The organism is Mucilaginibacter sp. P1_D10 (assembly GCF_056406215.1).
The window spans coordinates 170,851-191,973 of record NZ_JBFUAP010000013.1 but is presented as its reverse complement, the minus strand read 5'-3'; the positions used below and the strand labels follow the sequence as shown (position 1 = coordinate 191,973).

The window sequence follows — 21,123 nt, the reverse complement described above, 5'->3', positions numbered from 1 at the left end:
GTAAGGACATTGCGGCTCATGCTGCCACCTAAGCCCTTCCAGATAATCTATACAGACTTCCTGACTCGGAAATCTTGTAAATACTTCTCCTACATTCATTTACCTTAAATATACACATTTTTTATGTCTATTCATGGGCTATTACTCTCTAGAGGGGAATCGCACAAGGCCCACGCTTTTAAAAAACGATTAGTTAAATAAACCCAATGCTAACCATCCAACTAAAAACCCTCATCAAACCACAACCGGCAATCCTCTTCGGGTTGGCGTACCTGGTGCTGGCGCTATGGTTTATCCCCGGTTATTTTATGGGGGATGCCAACGTGGTGATGGGGGCGTTGCTGATACCCTACATCTGCACGGTAGATAAAAGCCGCCGCAGCCTGCGCTACCTGCTGCCTGCTTTGTTGGCTGCGGTGTTGGCCCTGCTGCTGCCTGTAAATACGCTGTTTTTTGTGGCTTTGCTGTTTGCGGCGCTGCTGCTCATAGAGTGCACCATCGGCAGGGTAAGCGATATATTGCTGTTCTTGTTGTTGCTGATATCGCCGGTGTTCGGGCATATCACCCGTATGGGCGAGTTCCCGGTGCGGCTTTGGCTGAGCGATAAGGTAGCCGCCGTGCTGGCCATGGGCGGGCAGCAGGCCAGCGCGGCGGGCAACCAAATTATGCTGGGCAATTACGAGTTCTCGGTAGACCCTGCCTGCGCGGGGTTGAATATGCTGGTGATGTCGGTACTGGTGTGCTTGTTTGTGTTGGCGTTTTACCAAAGGCAAAGCGGCAAGGTGCTGGCCTTTAAATGGCTGGCGCTGCTTTGCGTGGTAACGGTTGCGCTCAACATCGGGTGCAACTTCTTCCGGATACTGTTGCTGGTGATGTTCAAGATCATGCCCGGCACTTTCTTCCACGATGCGGTGGGCATAGGCTGCCTGTGCCTGTACGTGTTGCTGCCGCTGTTGCTGGGCATTAAACCTTTGCTTGTCCGTTTTGGCAAGGTTAAAGCGGATGTTCAAAATACTAAGCCATGGCCGGCGATGAGGTATCCGTTCTTGCATGCCTGCCTGCTGGCGGCAGTAATGGTGGTGGCCGTTCGGTTGGTAAAATCCGACAGCCTGGTGAGGGGCAGCAGCGCAATCAGCCTGCCCGGTTACCACAAAACGCAACTGGATGGAGGCATCTTAAAATTCGAAAATAAGGAGGCACTCATCTACCTCAAGCCAACCGCTTTCTACGCACCCGAGCACGACCCCATGATATGCTGGGTGGGCAGCGGCTACGTTTTCAAAACCATCCGGATGGAAAAGTTGAACGGCCACGATATGTACACTGCCACCCTCGTTAAAAACCATGACCGCATCTACGCCGCCTGGTGGTTTGATGATGGCCGGCTCAAAACCGTTAACCAATTTGCCTGGCGCTGGGCTGCCGCCAAAAACCAGGGGCAGTTTTATCTGGTCAACGTTAACGCTTCTTCGCCCCAAAAACTGGAGCAAAAAATAGGGGAGATGCTCGGTCAAAAGATTTTTAACAACAAAATTCCGATGAGGAAAGAATAACACAGAAAATCAAAGAAAAACACTGAAAAAACGACCCCTTTTTTCATCTATTTTAATAAAAACACGGAAATTTTAGCAACAAAAAAATCATGAAAACACTCCAAACCGCCGACTTAAACCATGCCGGCAACGACCTCAACCGCCACATCGAAGGTGTGAAAAACCCGATCAAACTGGCCCGCACCATCAACTACAATCACACCATGCGGCGGATAAAAACCTGTATGAAAGTGATGATAGCCGGGCTGTTCCTCAGCGGCATAACCGCCTTTCCAATCGAAACCGAACTGAGTATATTAGCCAACCTAAGCGGTGCTGCGCCGGAGTACATACACAGCTGGATGAACACCGTTTACGCAGCCGTAAAAGCAAGCAACCAGGCCTACCCGTTTTTGAGCTATGGCACTGATTGGCTGGCCTTTGCGCATATTATGCTGGCCGTTTTATTCGTTGGTCCGCTTAGGGACCCGGTACGGAATATATGGGTAATAAAATTCGGTATGTTTGCTTGCGTAATGATATTCCCGCTGGCATTCATCATGGGGCCTATCCGCAGCATCCCCCTGTTCTGGACACTTGTTGACTGCTCTTTCGGGGCCGTGGGTATCATCCCCCTGTATATCGCTTACGTAAGTATTAAAAAAATAGAGCACTTTAACCGCCGGGGATTGTAACATGTTCAAATTCAATAAGTACTATTTCGCGCTGGCGGTGCTGCTGTTCAATGCCGAGGTATTGATAGCCGATTTTATGCACGATGCCTTCATACGCCCCTACGGCGGCGATTTTTTGGTGGTTATACTAGTGTATTGCGCCTTTAAATCATTCATTAAAAGCGATTTATGGGTAACTGCCATTGGCGTGCTTGTTTTCTCGTATGTTGTAGAAGTTACGCAGTATTACCACCTTATTAACCATCTGGGCTGGGAAAATTCAAGCCTGGCCCGCAATATATTTGGCACCACGTTCCGCTGGGAGGACATGCTGGCTTATACGTTGGGGATGCTGTTGGTAGTAATTATAGAGCATTGGTTATCAGGGCGTAATGCTTTGCAAGGAGCGACGAAAAATGGATAATCCGAAGAAATATTTTGTAGAGCAGGGCTCTATCGTGCGCACTATCTGGAGCAAGGCCGATAATATCCTGTTCATATTTGCCGGCTCGGCAGCGGAGTTTGCCCTGAACAAGGCGGTAGACTGGCTGTACTTTACCGGCAAGCTCCCGGCAGACCCGCTGGGCAGGCTTTTCTCTACCGTGGAGTATGCCCGCGCCATCGTTTTCTCGGAATACGATGATGCGCTGGCTGCTATCGACAGGATAAATGCTATCCATCAGGGCGTAGAGAAAGCCCGCGGCGTGCAGATACCCGATTGGGCCTATCGGGATGTGCTTTTTATGCTGATAGACTACTCCATCCGTTCTTATGAGCTGTTAGACAGGCGATTATCTGACGACGAAAAAGAGGAAGTGTTCGAGGTATTTTACCGCATGGGCAAACGCATGGATTTGAAAGATATGCCGCTTGATTATAGAAACTGGGTGGTGACTCGCTACGAACACCTTGAGGCTCACCTGATTAAAAGCGATTTTACCATCGATTTATTCAAGCAATATAAAAAGCATTTGGGCGCTATCCGCTACCAGTTGCTGAAGCAGGTGCAGCTGCTAATCGTACCGCAAGTGGCTAAAAAGCTGCTGCCAATAGATAGTGTATCGTACTTAATGCCTGTTATTCAGCTATATAAACTCTCTCGTCGCTTTAAGCTCGATGGCTTGATGAAAGAAGCTATCCTACCTGCGGCATACAAGGCCCAGATAAAGGCGATGGATGTAGGCTAACGCTCAAACGGTTTACCGATACATTGGCCCTGTTTGTCGATACAAGGACAATACGCTCCATTGCAATGCGCATATTCGGATGATGGGTTCCATTGACCCGATACATCTTGACTATGGTGCAAACGAAAAGACTGCTGATGGCACTGGTGCCGGCGTTTATGGCTTTATTGGCCTGCCGGGCGTTTGGAGATAAGTTTCCGGGGATACTATTGCGTATCCCGTTAATTTTGAGTATTATAGCATCAATCGCAATCACCCGCGCGATTTGGGCAACGACTTTAAATTTTAAAGTTTCAGATGCATATCCAGGCCAGTAAAAGCAGCCGTACCGCGCAGCGCGGTCGGCTGTTTATAATCCTGCTTTTTATCTTTTTTACAGGTATTTCAAAAGCTTATGCACAGGTTGTACCTCTTGCTGCGCTTCACGTAAAAGTTACTCAAATATTGCTGTTTCGGTCTGGATATCAGGGTAATACATCGACGAATTTCGGTGATATGCTGGCATTGGGCATGCAGCAAATGAGGCGGGGAACCTACCACTTGTTGTTTTTATTTATGCTGTTGTTGCCTGCCGTATTGGTTATTTCTAACAAAAGGCATTGGAGCGGCTTTGGTGGGGTAGGGTACAGCCTGGTGCGAATAGTTAGGACAACCGGGGCGTTCGCCATAGGGCACACCATCACGCTACTCATCTGCGCTACGGGCATCATCCATTTCCCCATCCGCGTTACCGGGATGTTGATGGCCCTGGGTATTTTGCTAGCTGCAATTCATGCTTATAAACCTATTTTTGCCCGTAAAGAGGCGTACATAGCGGCAGGTTTTGGGCTTGTACACGGCATGGCCTTTGCCGAAACGCTGATAAGCCTCAACCTTGATGCCGGGCATTTGGCTCTCGGTATCGTGGCCTTTTGGTTAGGCATCGAATTGATGTTGGGCTTGATTATTGCCATAGTCACCCCCTGGCTTATTATCCTCAGCCGCATAAATCATTACAAAGGCTTACGTATTGGAGGTGCTGCGTTGGCTGCTATATCTGCAATAGGCTGGATGGCAGAACAGATAAGTAACCAACCGAATTTCATAGCCTCTGCGATGGCGACGGCAACAGTTTATGGCCCATGGCTGGTGTTGTTATTGGCTATGTACGCCATATTAGGCTTTTACATGAAAGTGGCAAGCAGCACTGCGGCATCGTCGTACAGCAAGTAGCATTCCTTTGGCGGTAATTAATCGATATTTTTCTGGGTTCTTCGTGCGATTTGAGGTATCATTGCTAAGCTTAAATCCTTGTTGTTATGAAGAAATTAATGTTGATGATGCTTGCCATAGTGGCATCTTATAGCCTGAAGGCCCAAAATATTTACCCTTACAAGCTCACCAATTGCGAGACAAGCCAATTTTGCCTCGATTGCGGCGACCAGAAGGCCGGCGTAAAATCACCGGAGTTCGAAACGCTGGTGGCCGATTTGAACAAAGCAGGCGGCTTTAGCGGCGTTGCGGGCAAGGTACTGTTCCAGGTGTTAGTAGATTCTGTGGGGCACGGCTGCGTATTAAGCCATACCGATAAATCGAACAGCAAACTGGTGCAGAGCATAGTAGCGCAGCTGAACGCTTTTACCAGCTGGATACCCGCAAAAACCGGCAATAAAACCGAAGGCCGGACATCAATGAGCCTAATTGTGGAAATTAAGGACGGCATATTATCCGCACAGGTACAACGGGTAGATATGAAAGCCTTCAGGCAATCTTTTGACAGGCCGCTGGATCCCATTATATTCAACAAAAGCTACCAGTATAGCAACGAGCACTTAAAAGACTACGCTATACAGGTTTGGAACGCCAAAAACTCGAACCTGCCCGATAATTTCATCGATTATTTAACGGTTGATAAGGACAACGCCATATGGATTTCCGTTGACCAAAGCCTTGTAAAGTTTAATGGCGCAGCCTTTACGCCTAAAGAGCAAGACATTACGCCCAAGGGTAAATATTTTAGCTACAGTGCTGTTGCATGCGATAACGATAACATGATATGGGTTGTTGCAAAAGGCGGCATATACAGTTACAGCAATGAACGATGGGCTTTGATGGATACGTTAAAAATTGGGTTTAAAGGCGCTTATAAAATCATCAATAACAAAGCCAGCGGCGAAGTGTACTTCTGTTCAGACAGCGGCCTTGGCATTTTCAAGGCCGGCAACTGGAGCTTTCTGAACCAGGCAAACGTTGCCCAATTACCATCTAATAGGGTGTACTTCGCAAAGAAAGACGCTCAGGGAAGGCTTTGGGTAGGCACCTTTGGCGGCTCGGTAATGATCGACGAAAACGGTAAAGCAACATCGTTCAATACCACCAATACCGTGTTGAAAGGCAAATGCATCACCTCGATGGATGAGGACGAGAACGGCAATATTTACCTGGGGCTTTATGAGTACGGCCCGAAGGATAAAAAAGAGCTTAACAGGGACGAGGGCATAGCCGTATACCACCCCGATGGCAGCATTAAGCAGTACACTACCGCAAACTCGGGGATGCCATTCAACGGTACTTCCACATTGTTATACGACAGGACCGAAAAGGTGCTTTGGATAGCGACTGACAAGGCAGGCCTTGTGAGGTGGGATCTTAAAAACGGATGGGAAAACTATCATAACCAAAACTCTGCTATACCAACATCTTACGTTAGCAACATGGCTTTCGATAACAACGGCGTGTTATATCTAACCACCAGGCAGGGGCTGGTAAGGGTGCAACGTAAATAGAAGCCTGTAGCATTGTTTTGATGGCGGGCAGGATATCCCAGGGAAAGGCCCTAAATACCTCCGATTTTTAAAGAAATTTAAGGGAATGCCCAAGTGTTTAAAGGAGATATTTCGCTGACCTCGGCAGGTAAAAGACACCGCTATATTTTTGATTCCAGCCTCGCCTCAAAAAAATCTCCATAAATACATACAACTTATTATAAAATAAATCGTATGTATGCATAGTAATTTGAACAGCAAAAGCAAGGCTAACCAATTCCCTCTTATTAAACCTAATAGCTTGTTAAACAGTTCATTTTGAAAAATACCTTCCCGATTCGGGATGGTGGCATTGGCGTTGAATTTCGCCGGAAAAATAAAAATCGGTGTTTAAATTGCTTAAACATGGTTTTACTTCCGGGCGCAAATTTTCGGCATTGTTTTGGATGCGCAAGTACAAATGATTTGAATATTAAATAAAAACCGACATGTTAATTGAATTTTTAGGGGTGGCATTGCTATTGGCTTTATTAGTAATACCCTTGATACCCCGTAAAGCTAAACCCAAACCTGTTACTGAATTAAAAGTAAATACAGACACAAGCGATGCAGAGTACGCCATCAATGCAAACGGCAAACTGGAACGCATACACTACCCACAGCACCATTAAGAGAGTTTAAAACACCATCGATTTGGAAATTATTAACTTAAAAAGCAAGCCGCACCGGGAAACCGGAAGCGGCTTTTTTTATCACCTTAAAACCAAAAAAGCCGCCCCATTACAGGGCAGCTTAGTTATATAGGGGTCGTATTTGTTTAGAACGTGAAGCCTACGCGTGCAAAAAAGCGGCGGCCGTTGCTACCCATCTGCACCGCATCGAAGGGGCCCGATGGCTCGTTGTTGTAAGCCCAACCTTTTGCGCCTTTTACGTAGGCCAGGTCGGGGTGAACGTTGAACACGTTGTCAGCACCGATAGAAAAACGGGTGGTTTTGCTCGCCTTGTAAGAAAAATACAAGTCGCTGGTTACCTTGCCGCTGTAGATGTACTGATCGGGCAGTTGTGCCGAGCCATCGTCTGTAGGTACGGTTGGGCTAAGGGTGCTACCATCGCCGTAGCCAAGCAAATCTATCTTGCCAAAGTAGGTAAAGCGGGTGCCCACGGTAAAGCTCTTGTGGCCGTACTCCGGGTTAAGCGTGAATTTTTGCGGCGGGGCCGATGCCAGGATGAATTTCTTCTCGCGATCGCTAAGGAAGGTAGCCTGAAGCGCAGGCGTGGTACCTAATATAGGCGGATAGTTTACTTTATCTATATCCATGCTCTGGAAGTTGCCTGCGAATAGAACCTTGAAACGGTTAGCACCTACGGTTTTGCTGTAATCTATCACGATATCCAAACCGCGGTTGGTGGTGTTAACGGCGTTGGCAAAAAACTGCGCTGCGCTTACGTTCAGGCTGTTGAGTGCGTTGGTGAACGATGGATCCAACGTGGCATCAGATGCGCTGAACTGGCCCGATAGCACCACGCGGTCGGTAACTTTAATGATATAACCATCAACCGTGAAGCTCAACTCAGGGATTGGTTTGTAGGTAAAGCCAAGGCCTGCGTTCTTAGATTTTTCTTGTTTTAAGTTAGGGATGCCTGCAGCTTTGGTTATAGGGCTGTAGTTTGGCGCAATCTTAACTTCGGATACGACAGCACCCTGCACGTTGGTAAAGGTGTTGCTGTAGTTTATCTGCTGCAGCGATGGCGCGCGGAAACCCGTACCTACCGAACCGCGGATATTGAAGTTGTCGGTTACTTTGTAGCGGGTAGCGAATTTGGTGTTGAAAGTAGAGCCGAAATCGCTGTAATGCTCGTAACGGTTAGCGAAATCGATGAGCCATTTTTTGGTTGCGTCCAACTCGAAATCAGCATAAACGCCAACCACTTTGCGGTTTGCGTTGGCCTCATCGGCAGGTTGGAAACCCGGGAAGCCCTGCGAGCCTGCGGCCTGCGCACCGGTTGCGTCGTAGTTACGGTACGAGGCATCTTCACCGGCGAAGATCTTATAGCGCTCGTAGCGGAACTCGCCACCAAAACCAAAGTTTAGGCCCGATGCTACTTTACTAAAGTGTTTGTTAATGTTTAAATTGCTGGTATTCTGCAAAAACTCCGAGCCGCCATCGTCAAAATGCGTTTTGTAGGCACCCAGCGAAGCGTTGAAAGTCTTATCGCCAAAAAAATGGAACTTGTTATTGCCCGTGTTGTTGCTCAGGTCCCAGTCCCAGCCATCGCCAACGGTACCTTTAAAGCCTGCTGCGAAGGATACGTCGGTATTATGGGTTTGGATGATGGGGTTGTAGTAAGTTTCACCATCCGGCGTGGTGAAGATGATATCGGTAGATTTGCCGTAATCTACGGGGAAACGCTCCGGCCTGCCCGATAAGTTACGGGTAAAGGCGTAAGCATCAGATGGTTTGTAGCTGTAACCGCCAAAACTGTAAAAAGTGGTTTGGGTACCTGCCAATGGTATCTCGCTGTTGAAGAATACCGTGCCGCTTGTAGAGCTACCATCGCCGTTTGCGCGGCGATAGGGGTTTATTGGTAAGGCGGCAGGGTTGCTGGTTGTAGTATCGTGCGTTTGGCGGTACGTTTTGCCGTTTTTGGCAAATTCGCCGGTGATGTTGAAGAAGCCGCCGTTGCTGCCCAGGTCGAAACCGTAATTGGCATCGATGGTAATGCCTTGCCCGTCGATGGTTTTGCCATGTGGGTAATAGCCCGAAACTACGCTTTTAGCGCTATTGAAGGCAGGGTCGTAATAACCAGAGTAGCCAACATTTGCGGTGAAAACGTTGGTGTTTTTTTTCAGCACCAGGTTAATTACGCCTGCGATTGCGTCAGAACCGTATTGGGCCGAAGCACCGTCGCGCAGGATTTCTAACCTGTCGATAGCGGCGGTGGGTATCGAGCTAAGGTCAACGCCGGAGTTGCCGCGCCCGCGCGTGCCGAATACCGAAACAAAGGCCGTTGAATGGCGGCGTTTGCCGTTTATCAGCACCAGTGTTTGGTCGGGGCCAAGGCCTCGCAGCGTACCCAGTTCTACGTGGTCGGCACCGTCAGATCCGGATTGCTTGTTGTAGTTGAAAGATGGCGCGCTGTAATTCAGTATGTCGGTCAGGTCAAGCCTGCCGGTAGAGGCTGCAGCTTTACTCACGTTAACCACGTCTACGGGTACTGCGGTTTCAAGCTTTACGCGCCCTGCGGAGCGTGTACCTATGGCCACTACCTCGTTCAGTTGTGCTATATCGCTTTCCAGTGTTATGTTGATGGTGGTTTTGCCGGCTATGGCAACTGTTTGCGTTTTATAGCCTGTGAAGCTGAACACCAGTTCGGCAGTAGGCGGGGCCGAAATAGAATAGTAACCGTCTTTATTGGTACTGGTACCGATGGTGCTGCCGCTAACCCTTACGGTTACGCCCGGCATGCTTAAATTATCGGTGGAGCCGGTAACCGTACCGGTAATTGTTATCTTTTGGGCAAGGGCAGTGCCTGTTATTAAAAATAACATCAAAATAAGGAGTAGATTTTTCTTCATAAATGCTCGGATAGGGGTAATGAGTTTGAAATTTAAACGTAAGGTAACAATAATTATACATAATTCAATATATGTGTTAATTTATTGTTGGTTTTATCATAAAAATGATGTTGTTTTATTAAGATGGTATTTTTAGGTACTTAGAAAAGCGCATTCTATTGTTTTTTTGCGCGAATTTTTGGCAATTGGCATAAAATAAATTATAAAAATGTTCTTTTGGATAGTTGGATTTTTATTGCCAAAATGATAGCCGCAACCAGTTAAAAGTATGATATTGACAATGAAGCATTTACAGCTTGCCCCATAGTATAGTTTTGATAATAGGAATAATAGTTGTAAATTTCCGCTATAAATTTCTCATTAACAGTTTATTAACACCCAATTATATAGGTTTGATAATAGGTAAAGGGGAATTTATTATTTTTGAAGTTAAAGTGCCCTTATTAATAACTATTGAAACTTCTTTACCGATGTATGTAAGGCCCCCCCTTTTTCTATCGCGGTATAAATACTACGCAAAGTTCCCTTTGGTATTTTTCGTGGCGGTTTAAGGCAAAATTTAGTTGTTTTTAGGTGTATTCTGAATAATAGTATAAGCAAATAGCACTGTTTGGGTATTCGGGAGTAATGTTGATGCCCCCACGAATGCAACGAAGATTTTGCCGCATGATGACCGATTTTATACGATGAAGAAAATTTTACTTGCCTTAATTTTACTGCTCATCGCCCGTGCCAGTTTCGCACAGGCTCCAAATATTTCATATCCGGGGCCCCAGGTTTACGTGGCTGGCCAAACCATTGCCAACTTGCCGCCATCCAATAGCGGAGGCGCTGTACCCGCAATGGTGTACAGCCAGGTAACTACTTTGGCGGGCAACGGTGCCGCGGGCTCTGCAGACGGGCTTGGTGGCCTCGCGCGCTTCAAAACACCTTACGCCATAGCCAACGATGCCGCAGGCAATATTTACGTGGTAGATTATGGCAACAACTCCATCCGTAAGGTAACTCCCGGCGGCCTGGTGAGTACCTTTATATCTACAGGCTTGCTATACCCCGGGGGTGTAGCGGTAGATGCTGCAGGGAACGTTTATATTGCCGATACGGGCAACCAGCAGATAAAAAAGGCCACCCCTGCAGGCGTGGTTACCGTTTTGGCGGGCAGCGGCTTGCAGGGCTTTGCCAACGGGCCTGCGGCCACGGCAACTTTCAAAAATCCGCAGGATGTGGCGGTTGATGCCGCGGGCAACGTTTACGTTGCTGATTTTGGCAACAACCAAATACGCAAGATAAGTGGCGGTACGGTAAGCGTATTGGCAGGAAACGGCGCAAGCGGCTTTCAGGATGGTACCTTTGCGGTAGCCAAATTTAGAACACCTTTTGGCGTAGCGGTTGATGCTGCGGGCAACGTTTACGTGGCCGACTTCGGCAATAGCGCCATCCGTAAAGTAACCCCCGGCGGTGTAGTTACTACCTTGGCCGGCGGTTTTGGGGTTGGCTCGGCAAATGGCACCGGCAATGCAGCCACTTTCAACAAACCATCAGATCTTACAGTAGATGCCAACGGATACGTTTACGTATCAGACTCCTATAACAGCCTTATCCGCAAAATAAGCCCTGCGGGCGTAGTAACTACCTTCGCCGGTAAAGACGGTTATTTTGCCAGGGTAGATGGTGTAGGTACAAATGCTGTTTTTGGCTTCCCGATAGGTATTACTATAGATGGGAACGGCAACTTATACACGGCCGATAATGGCACTAATACTATCCGTAAGGCAACCACCAATGGTTATTATATTGATAAAGCGCTGCCGGCGGGCCTCAGCTTCGACCCCACTACGGGCATTATCAGCGGTACCCCTACAGATGCGAGCCCGGCAGATACTTACACCATAAGCGCTTACAATGATAATGGCGGAAGCACCACCACCATAAGTATAGAAGTAAGGATAGCTTCTAACGATGCCAACCTTAGTGCTTTAACAGCCAGCACGGGCACCCTCACGCCTGTTTTTGCGCCAACCATAAAAAGATACATCATCAATGTGCCCAACAGCACTACCAGCATAGCGGTTACCCCAACCTTAAGCGATATAAATGCTGCCCTTAAAATAAACGGCGTAGCGCATGCCAGCGGTGCCTCGTCAGGTACTATATCTCTTGGCGTTGGTAATACCGATATTGCTATACAAGTTGTGGCCGAGAGCGATACCACCATATCCAATTACCTGGTATCGGTAGTAAGGGCGGGGGTTGCTGTTGCGCCTCCGAGTATAGCTTACACCACGCCTAATTCTTACACCGTAAACCTGCCCATACCCAACCTGGCCCCGGCTAATAGCGGTGGGGTGGTACCTAATAACCCCTACGGCGAGGTTACCACCATTACCACTGCGCTAAGCAACCCAATAGGGATAACAACCGACCCGGCAGGCAATATATACGTGGCCGATGCCAGCAACCAGATACGCAAAATAACACCGGGCGGGGCCATCAGTATATTTACCGGCGCAGCGGCCGGGCTTGATAATGTAAAAGGGCTGGCTTCTGATGCGCAAGGCAATATTTATGTGGGTGATGCCAATAACAACAAGATCCGCATCATCAGCTCATCAGGCACAGTAAATACGCTTGCAGGCCACAGCGGCGACTATGATTATAAGGACGGCATAGATACTACTGCAAGGTTTGCCAACCCTTCAGGCGTATCTGTAGATGCTTCGGGCAATGTTTACGTAGCCGATTTCGATAACAACGTGGTACGTAAAATAGGGCTCGATCAGCAGGTTTCTACGCTTGCGGGCAGCGGTTCGGTGGGATCTGTAAACGCAAACGGGGCGGCCGCAAGTTTCAATGGCTCGGTTGGCGTGGCCAGCAATGCCAGCGGGAACGTTTATGTTGCCGACAGGAGCAATAACCTTATCCGTAAAATCACCCCGACCGGCGATGTAACAACCTTTGCGGGCAGCGGGGCAGCCGGGCAAACGAACGCTACGGGCACGGCTGCGTCTTTCGACACCCCTTCGGCCATAGCTATAGATGCCGCTGGTACAGTATATGTGGCAGACGCAGCGAACAGCAAGATACGCAAAATTACCCCCGCCGGCGTAGTTACCACGCTTGCCGGTGCCGGGTTTTACGACCTTTTAGACGGCAACGGCGCTAAAGCACGGTTTAACTACCCGCTGGGCATAACAGCCGATGCATACGGGCATGTGTACGTGGCCGACTGGGGCAACAATGCGGTACGTAAAATAGAGGTTACAGGGTATGCTATCACCCCTGCCGCATTGCCGGCGGGCCTCGCGTTCGACCCATCCACAGGTATCATCAGCGGTACGCCCACAGCAATTACTGCAAAAAAAACCTATACTATAACAGCCTACAATATAGGGGGCAGCAGCAGTACTAAGGTAGATATCACCATAACCCCGCCTTCGTCAGAAGCCCGGTTAAAGTCGCTGGCGCTAAGCAGCGGTTCGCTTTCACCGAGCTTTAACGCTGCAACTATTTCCTATAACGTTACGGTTACGAAAAGCAGCCTTACTTTAACACCTACAGGATACGATTTACAAGCCACGATAAAAATAAACGGGGTGGATTCGCCGAATGGCTCCCTTTCGGCCCCAATACCTTTGAATTTAGGTGCCAATACTATTACAATAGAGTTAACCGCCCCCGATGGCGTAACCGTTAAAACCTATACGCTCAACGTAACGCGCAACCCATCGTCAACAAATGCCAATCTGTCGTCGTTAACGCCAAGCGCAGGAACACTCAGCCCCGGTTTTGCCGCAGGTACCACAAATTACACTGCTACCGTAAGCAACGCCACAACCGATATCACCATTAAACCGGTAACGGCCAATATCAATGCAACGATGCAGGTAAACGGTGTAGATGTTGCCAAAGGAGCATCATCGGCACCCATCCCATTAACTGTTGGCCTGAATACGATAACCACCATAGTTACCGCCGAAGACGGTACAAGCACCAAAACCTATACTATAAAAATAACCCGTGCACCATCAACCAACGCCGGTTTGGATGGCCTGGTTTTAAGCGATGGCATATTAACGCCTGTTTTTGCGACGGGAACGCCGGGTTACACTACATCTGTGCCCAACGCAACTGCAACTATTACTTTAACGCCAACAGTTTCTGATGCCACGGCATCCATCAAAGTAAATGGCGTAACGGTGGTAAGCGGGGCGGCATCGGGGGCGATACCATTGGTAGGAGGGCCCAATAGTATCACCACGGTGGTTACTGCCCAGGATGGCACAACCACCCAAACTTATACCGTAACAATTACCCGCGCACCATCGACGGATGATAACCTTGCCGGCATTGTTTTGAGCGCGGGTACGTTATCGCCTGTGTTTGCGCCGGGCACAACTTCGTATACTGCATCGGTAGCAAATACCATAAGCAGCATTACCGTAACGCCAACGGGTGAAGAACCCAACGCAACCATTACCGTAAACGGCATAACCGTTGCCAGTGGTGCAGCTTCGGGCGCTATACCGCTTACAGCGGGCGTAAATGCTATTACCATTGCTGTTACCGCGCAGGATGGCAGCAGCACCAAAAACTACACTATAAATGTAACACGCGGGCCATCGTCAAATGCTAACCTTTCGGGCATCAGCCTCAGCTCGGGCATCTTATCGCCGGTATTTACCCCGGGTATGCTTACGTACACCAGTACGGTAAATAGCACTGTTAGCACCATTACCCTAACGCCTGCCGCCGCCGATGCAGGTGCGACAATACAGGTAAACGGCGTTAGTGTGGCAAGCGGCACCCCTTCAGCAGGTATAAGTCTTAACCCTGGCTCTAACATAATCACCACACTAGTTACGGCAGAGGACGGGACCACTAAAACCTACACCATCAATGTAACAAGCGCGCAATCCTCAGATGCCACGCTATCCGGGTTTACCATCAGTGCGGGTAGCTTGTCGCCTGTATTTGCACCGGCGACTACAGGATACACCGCATCTGTAAGCAACGCCACCACAGGCATTAGCATAACGGCAACCTCAAACAGCGGGGTATCAACCATAACCGTCAACGGCGTTACTACGCCCAGCGGAGTATCATCGGCGATACAGCCCTTAACCGTGGGCGCAAATGTTATTACCGTAAAGGTTACTGCGGAGGATGGCGTAACCGTTAATACATATACGCTAACTGCTACCCGCGCGGCATCGGCAAATGCCAGCCTGGCAAACCTGGCCATCAGCGCGGGCACCTTAAGCCCAACTTTTGTTTCGGCAACATTAGGCTATACGGCATCTGTTGGTAACGCTACAACAACCATCACCCTAACGCCTACACTTAGCGATGCTACCGCAACGGTAACCGTTAATGGCGTTGCAACAGCCAGCGGCGCAGCATCGGCACCCGTGCCTTTGGCGGCTGGCGCTAACCCTATCGCTGTAGTTGTAACGGCGCAGGATGGCACCACCATCACTACTTATACGGTAACCATAACGCGGGCGGCATCGGCGAATGCCAACCTGGCTAACCTTACCGCAAGCAGCGGTGCTTTATCGCCTGCGTTTGCCGCAGGGACTTTATTTTACAGCGCAGGCGTGAGCAACGCTATTGCAAGCACCACTATAACACCAACGCTTAGCGATGCAACGGCCACGGTAACTGTAAACGGCACAGCGGTTGCCAGCGGCACGCCGTCGGGTGCTATTGCCCTTAATGTGGGGGCCAACAGCATTGCCGTTGTTGTTACCGCCCAGGATGGCAGTACTACCAAAACCTATACGGTTAGTATTACCAGAGCTGCTTCTTCGGATGCCACGCTGGCTGGCCTAACGGTAAGCGCAGGCACGCTATCGCCGGGCTTTACCAGCGCAAACGGGGCCTACACGCTTACGGTTGCCAATGCAGATAATGCCATCACCCTAACGCCTACGCAAAACGAAGCAAACGCCTCCATTACTGTAAACGGCACTGCGGTTGCAAGCGGCTCGGCATCTACGGCAATACCTTTGGTTGTTGGCGGCAGTACCCTAACTGTGGTAGTAACCGCGCAGGATGGCAGCACCAAAACCTACACTATAAACGTAAGTCGTCCGGCATCTGCCAATGCCGATTTGACAAACCTGACGCTGAGCACCGGCAGTTTGAACCCTTCGTTTGCCAGCGGCACCATAACCTATACGGCTTCGGTTGGGAATGCTATAACTACTATTAAGCTTACGCCAACCCTAAGCGATGCCACTGCCACGGTTACGGTAAGCGGCACTACGGTGGCAAGCGGCACCGCATCGGGCAATATTGCGCTTAACGTGGGTGCCAACGTAATCAATACCGTTGTTACTGCGCAAAACGGCAGTACTAAAACTTATAAGGTAACCGTTACCCGCGCAGCATCTGCCGATGCCACATTGAGTAACCTGGCCCTGAGCGCAGGTACTTTAAGCCCTGCTTTTGCTTCGGCTACTACAGGTTATACCGCCACGGTTGCCAATACTGCCAACTCTATAACCATAACGCCCACCGTAAACGAACCGAATGCCACCGTAACAGTTAATGGCAATACCGTTGCCAGCGGCTCCGCATCGGGGGCGATAGCTTTAACGGTAGGGGCAAATATCATTACCACTACGGTAACCGCACAGGATGGGAGCACCACCAAAACATACACCGTAACCGTTACCAGGCAGCAATCATCCGATGCCGACCTTTCTAACCTGGTGCTAAGCACCGGCTCTATATCGCCAACCTTCAACCCGGCGGTTACCAGCTATACCGATCTGGTGAGCAATGCTACCTCCACCATCACCGTAACGCCAACCAACAGTGATGCCAACGCCACCATAAAAGTGAATGGCAGCACAGTTGCGGGCGGCTCGGCTTCATCGGCCATACCTTTGGCGGTAGGGCCAAATGTGGTTACCATACAGGTAACCGCACAGGATGGTACAGTAAAAAGTTATTCGGTAACCATTACCAGGGCCGCTGCAGCGGCATCTAACGATGCTAACCTGCTATCGCTGGCCGTAAGTAAGGGCACATTGACGCCAACTTTCGCGCAGGCTACTTCATCCTATACGGTAGCCGTTGGTAACGCTACCAACAGCATACAGGTTACTGCAGCCAGTAGTGAATCGCACGCCAGCATTACCATAAACGGTACTACGGTTGCCAGCGGCACGCCTTCGGGGGCAATCAGCCTGAATGTTGGCGGCAATACCATTACCACGGTGATTACTGCGGAGGATGGTATCAGCACCAAAACTTATACCATAAACGTAACCCGCGCACCGTCGGCCAATGCCGATTTGGCGGATATCACGTTGAGTGCAGGCTCTTTGAACCCATCATTTGTGGCGGGTACGCTGAACTATACGGCCAACGTGGGCAACGCGGTTACGGCAATCAACCTTACGCCGACTACTGCGGACGCAGGCGCCACTATTAAAGTAAACGGCATAACAGTTGCCAGCGGCGCAGCATCGGCCAATATTCCATTGATAGTAGGGGCCAACCTAATTACCACTGTAGTTACCGCCCAGGATGGCACGACAACCAAAACTTATAAAGTAACGGTAACCCGGGCGCAATCGTCAAATGCCGATTTAGCTAACATCACTTTGAGCGCAGGCACGTTAAACCCCGTATTCGGCGCAGGTACAATAAGCTACACTGCCTCTGTTGGCAATGCCATTACCACCATTAAATTAACGCCAACTGTGGCCGATGCAACCGCCACTATAAAAGTGAACGGTACCACGGTTGCCAGTGGCTCAGCTTCGGGCAATATTGCACTGGTAGTGGGGGCTAATACTGTCACCACCATAGTAACGGCGCAGGATGGTACGCCTAAAACATACACCGTAACCGTTACCCGTGCGCCATCATCAAACGCTAACCTGGCCAATATTACCCTCAGCAGCGGCACGCTTAGCCCGGTATTCGCGCAAGGCACGGTAAGTTATGTTGCTTCGGTTAGCAATGCGGTCAGCTCGCTTACCTTAACGCCTACCGTGGCCGATGCAACGGCCACAGTGCAGGTGAACGGTAATGCAGTGAGCAGCGGCTCGGCATCGGGCGCTATTGCTTTAGCGGTTGGGCCAAATGTTATTACAGCCACGGTAACCGCCGAAGATGGAACGCAGAAATCTTATACGGTAACCGTAACCCGCGCCAAATCGCCAAACGCAGATTTGGCTGATTTGACTTTGAGCAGCGGCACGCTCAGTCCTGTATTTGCGGCAGGTACGGTTACATACAACGCATCGGTAGGCAACCTGATTACCAGCGTGGCGGTTACCCCAACGGTTGCCGAACCAAACGCTACTGTACAGGTTAACGGCGTAAGTGTTGCCAGCGGTGCTGCTTCGCCAGGCATCCCGCTTATTGTTGGCCCTAACAGCATCACGGTAGCGGTAACCGCGCAGGACGGTACTATCAAAAACTACACTGTAACCGTAACCCGCGCGCCATCGCCCGATGCTACTTTGAGTAACATCGCCATAAGCGCAGGTACGTTGGCTCCAACTTTTGCTTCCGCCACCACGGGCTATACGGCGTCAGTAGGCAATGCTGTAACTTCTGTTACGCTCACGCCTACGGTGAACGAACCAAACGCCACCGTTAAAGTGAACGGCACAACCCTTGCCAGTGGCAGCGCATCAGGCGCAATAAACCTGGCGGTTGGGCCAAACGTAATCACAACCACGGTAACTGCGCAGGATGGCACATCAACCCAAACTTATACGGTAACGGTTACCCGTGCGCCATCGAGCAACGCGTTCCTGAACGCACTGGGGGTAAGCACAGGCAATTATAGCCCATCGTTTGGGTCGAACATATATGGCTACACCATGCTGGTTACCAACAATGTTACCAGCATAAAACTGACGCCGGTATTGGCCGATAATACTGCAACCATAACGATAAACGGCGCGGCGGTTGCCAATGGAGCATCATCCTCGCCGATTTTCCTGGTCGTTGGCAACAACTTCATCAACACGGTAGTTACCGCGCAGGATGGCACTACTATAAAAACTTATACCATCATCGTAAATCGCGCGCTATCGTCAGAAAACGATCTGAGCAGCCTTACCATAAGCAACGGCACGCTTACGCCGGGCTTCCAATCGGGCATAAACGATTATACTGATGCAGTGGGCAATGCCGTTACCAGCGTTACCGTAACGCCAACAGTAGCCGATGTAACTGCTACGGTTAAGGTGAATAACGTAACCGTAGCAAGCGGTGCGGCATCGGCGCCAATCAACCTTACCATTGGCACCAATACTGTTACCGCTATTGTTACGGCGCAAAACGGGGCCACCAATACGTACACGGTAACCGTTACCCGTGCTGCTTCTGTTAATGCCGACCTTGCCGGGCTTACCACCAATGCTGGCCCGATAACCCCGGTTTTTGCCCCTGGCACTACAGCCTATACAGTCGCAACGGTTGCCAATACAGTGAGCACCATAAAACTAACTCCAACCACCAGCGATGCTACTGCTACCGTAACGGTTAACGGCATAACCGTAACGAGCGGCACGGCCTCGCCGGATATCCCGCTGAATGTGGGCGCCAACAACATCCCGGTAGTGGTGAAAGCTCAGGATGGCAATACCAAAACCTATACCGTGTCGCTTTCCAGGCTGCCATCGGCCAATGCCGATCTGGCGGGCGTAACCCTTAGCGCAGGCACACTAAGCCCGGCTTTTGCCGCAGGCACCACTAATTATACCACCACCATAGGCAATGCCGATGCCGGTATTACCATAACGCCCAACACCAGCGACGCTACCGCTACCGTTAAAGTAAACGGCACTACGGTTGCCTCGGGCACGACTTCCAACACCGTTCCGCTTATCGTGGGCACCAATACCATTACCATTGTGGTAACGGCGCAAAACGGTACGCAGCAAACCTATACCATCGTAGCTACCCGCGAAGCATCGGCCAACGCCGATCTGGCCAACCTGATACCCGAATCTACCGGTACGCTATCGCCAACGTTCAATCCGGCCACGCAGAGCTACCAGGTAGTAGTGATATACCAGGTTACGGGCATTAAGTTTACGCCGGTTACTGCCGATGCTACCGCAACCGTAACGGTTAACGGTACAGCAGTTGCCAGCGGCACGCAATCGGCTTCTTTGCCATTGGCATTAGGGCCAAACACCGTTACTGTAACCGTTACCGCCCAAAACGGCACCAGGAAAGATTATACCGTTGTGGTTACCAGGCTAAAATCTTCTGACAACAACCTCTCGGCACTCTCTACCAACGCGGGGCCGTTGAGCCCGGCATTTTCAGCAGGGGTGACCAGTTATTTGGTGAACGTAAGCAATGCAACCACCTCGGCTACTATTACCGCAAGCGTAAACGATCCTAACGCTACCATCGATGTTTTGGGCCAGCAATTGCCCAGCGGCACCGAATCGGCAGCTACGTCACTGGGGCTTGGCAATAACGATATCGCCGTGGCCGTAACCGCTATGGATGGTACCGTAAAAACCTACACGGTTACCATCAACAGGGCCTTATCCAGCGATGCAGCCCTGGGTGGCTTGCAGCTAAGCGCGGGTACCTTATCGCCGGCTTTCTCGGCTTCGACCAGTAACTATACGGCTACTGTACCTTACCAGGACGACGCTATAAAGATTACGCCTACGCCGGGCGACGTAAGCGCTACTATCACCGTAAACGGTACGCCGGTAGTTAATGGTTCGGCATCGCAGAATATACCGCTGGTTGTTGGGTCCAACACCATCAACGTGGTAGTTACCGCCGCCGATGGTACAACAAATATGTATTCGATTGTGGTAACGCGCGAAGTTAAACCGCCATCTACCGATGCCAGCCTTACCTCGATATTCCTTACCCAGGGAGAACTGAGTCCGGCATTCAACAGTAGTATTTATAACTACACAGCTACGGTACAAAGCAGCGTTACCAAAACCAATGTGGTGGCCATAGTAAGCGAGCCGCATGCCAAAATAAAGGTAAATGGTGTATCGGTGCCTAGCGGCTCTTCATCGGGCGATATAGTGCTGGCCGATGGTCCCAACCAGATATTTGTGGTGGTGACTGCAGAAGACGGCATAACCGTGAAACGTTACAACATCGTGGTTACCCGCGCCTCGTTCGCTACCACGCTGCCGAATGTGTTTACGCCCAATGGCGATGGTATTAATGATACCTGGGTGCTGCCTAATATAAACCTATACCCTGATTGTACGGTGAAGATTTTCAACCGTGGCGGGCAGCAGGTGTTCAATTCAGTAGGCTATGGCACCCCATGGGACGGCACCTTCAACGGCCGCACCCTGCCGCCCGATGTTTATTATTACATCATCGATCTGAAGCATAACCAGGGCATACGCACAGGCAACATTACCATTATAAGATAAAATC

General features: G+C 50.0%; 9 protein-coding genes. 8 read left to right on the top strand and 1 reads right to left on the bottom strand.

Features of this window, described 5'->3' with window-relative positions:
• The first annotated feature begins 206 nt into the window (after positions 1-206).
• From xrtN to AC1DYT_RS20460, 7 genes are all read left to right on the top strand, one after another.
• Positions 207-1,553, top strand: coding sequence for an exosortase N (gene xrtN / locus AC1DYT_RS20490; RefSeq protein WP_477471383.1), 1,347 nt, complete (start codon positions 207-209; stop codon positions 1,551-1,553).
• An 89-nt stretch (positions 1,554-1,642) separates the two neighbouring features.
• Positions 1,643-2,227 (top strand): hypothetical protein, encoded by a 585-nt coding sequence (locus tag AC1DYT_RS20485; RefSeq protein WP_477471382.1) that lies wholly within the window; start codon positions 1,643-1,645, stop codon positions 2,225-2,227.
• A 1-nt stretch (position 2,228) separates the two neighbouring features.
• The gene (locus AC1DYT_RS20480; protein ID WP_477471381.1) at positions 2,229-2,630 is read left to right on the top strand and encodes a ribosomal maturation YjgA family protein; all 402 of its coding nucleotides are present in this window, start codon (positions 2,229-2,231) and stop codon (positions 2,628-2,630) included.
• Positions 2,623-3,393, top strand: coding sequence for an oxygenase MpaB family protein (locus AC1DYT_RS20475; protein WP_477471380.1), 771 nt, complete (start codon positions 2,623-2,625; stop codon positions 3,391-3,393). Before AC1DYT_RS20480 ends, AC1DYT_RS20475 begins: the two co-directional genes overlap by 8 nt.
• A 297-nt stretch (positions 3,394-3,690) precedes the next feature.
• On the top strand, positions 3,691-4,605 hold the full coding sequence (locus AC1DYT_RS20470) for a HupE/UreJ family protein (protein ID WP_477471379.1): 915 nt from the start codon (positions 3,691-3,693) through the stop codon (positions 4,603-4,605).
• Positions 4,606-4,691: 86 nt separating this feature from the next.
• Entirely contained in the window at positions 4,692-6,158 is a 1,467-nt protein-coding gene (locus tag AC1DYT_RS20465; RefSeq protein ID WP_477471378.1) for a ligand-binding sensor domain-containing protein, read from the top strand.
• 467 nt (positions 6,159-6,625) lie between these two features.
• On the top strand, positions 6,626-6,808 hold the full coding sequence (locus tag AC1DYT_RS20460) for a hypothetical protein (protein ID WP_477460064.1): 183 nt from the start codon (positions 6,626-6,628) through the stop codon (positions 6,806-6,808).
• A 146-nt stretch (positions 6,809-6,954) separates the two neighbouring features.
• Here AC1DYT_RS20460 and AC1DYT_RS20455 read toward each other — a convergent pair whose 3' ends face one another.
• A complete protein-coding gene (locus AC1DYT_RS20455; protein WP_477471377.1) occupies positions 6,955-9,714 on the bottom strand; it encodes a TonB-dependent receptor in 2,760 nt (919 codons plus the stop codon).
• A 686-nt stretch (positions 9,715-10,400) separates the two neighbouring features.
• Here AC1DYT_RS20455 and AC1DYT_RS20450 point away from each other — a divergent pair.
• Entirely contained in the window at positions 10,401-21,119 is a 10,719-nt protein-coding gene (locus AC1DYT_RS20450; protein WP_477471376.1) for a cadherin-like beta sandwich domain-containing protein, read from the top strand.
• The last annotated feature ends 4 nt before the right edge of the window (positions 21,120-21,123 follow it).

What these genes read in the sequence shown, in the direction of transcription:
- AC1DYT_RS20450 (WP_477471376.1), top strand. Translation starts at nt 10,401, where the DNA reads ATGAAGAAAATTTTACTTGCCTTAATTTTACTGCTCATCGCCCGTGCC.
- AC1DYT_RS20485 (WP_477471382.1), top strand. Translation starts at nt 1,643, where the DNA reads ATGAAAACACTCCAAACCGCCGACTTAAACCATGCCGGCAACGACCTC.
- AC1DYT_RS20460 (WP_477460064.1), top strand. Translation starts at nt 6,626, where the DNA reads ATGTTAATTGAATTTTTAGGGGTGGCATTGCTATTGGCTTTATTAGTA.
- AC1DYT_RS20465 (WP_477471378.1), top strand. Translation starts at nt 4,692, where the DNA reads ATGAAGAAATTAATGTTGATGATGCTTGCCATAGTGGCATCTTATAGC.
- AC1DYT_RS20470 (WP_477471379.1), top strand. Translation starts at nt 3,691, where the DNA reads ATGCATATCCAGGCCAGTAAAAGCAGCCGTACCGCGCAGCGCGGTCGG.
- AC1DYT_RS20455 (WP_477471377.1), bottom strand. Translation starts at nt 9,714, where the DNA reads ATGAAGAAAAATCTACTCCTTATTTTGATGTTATTTTTAATAACAGGC.
- AC1DYT_RS20480 (WP_477471381.1), top strand. Translation starts at nt 2,229, where the DNA reads ATGTTCAAATTCAATAAGTACTATTTCGCGCTGGCGGTGCTGCTGTTC.
- AC1DYT_RS20475 (WP_477471380.1), top strand. Translation starts at nt 2,623, where the DNA reads ATGGATAATCCGAAGAAATATTTTGTAGAGCAGGGCTCTATCGTGCGC.
- xrtN (WP_477471383.1), top strand. Translation starts at nt 207, where the DNA reads ATGCTAACCATCCAACTAAAAACCCTCATCAAACCACAACCGGCAATC.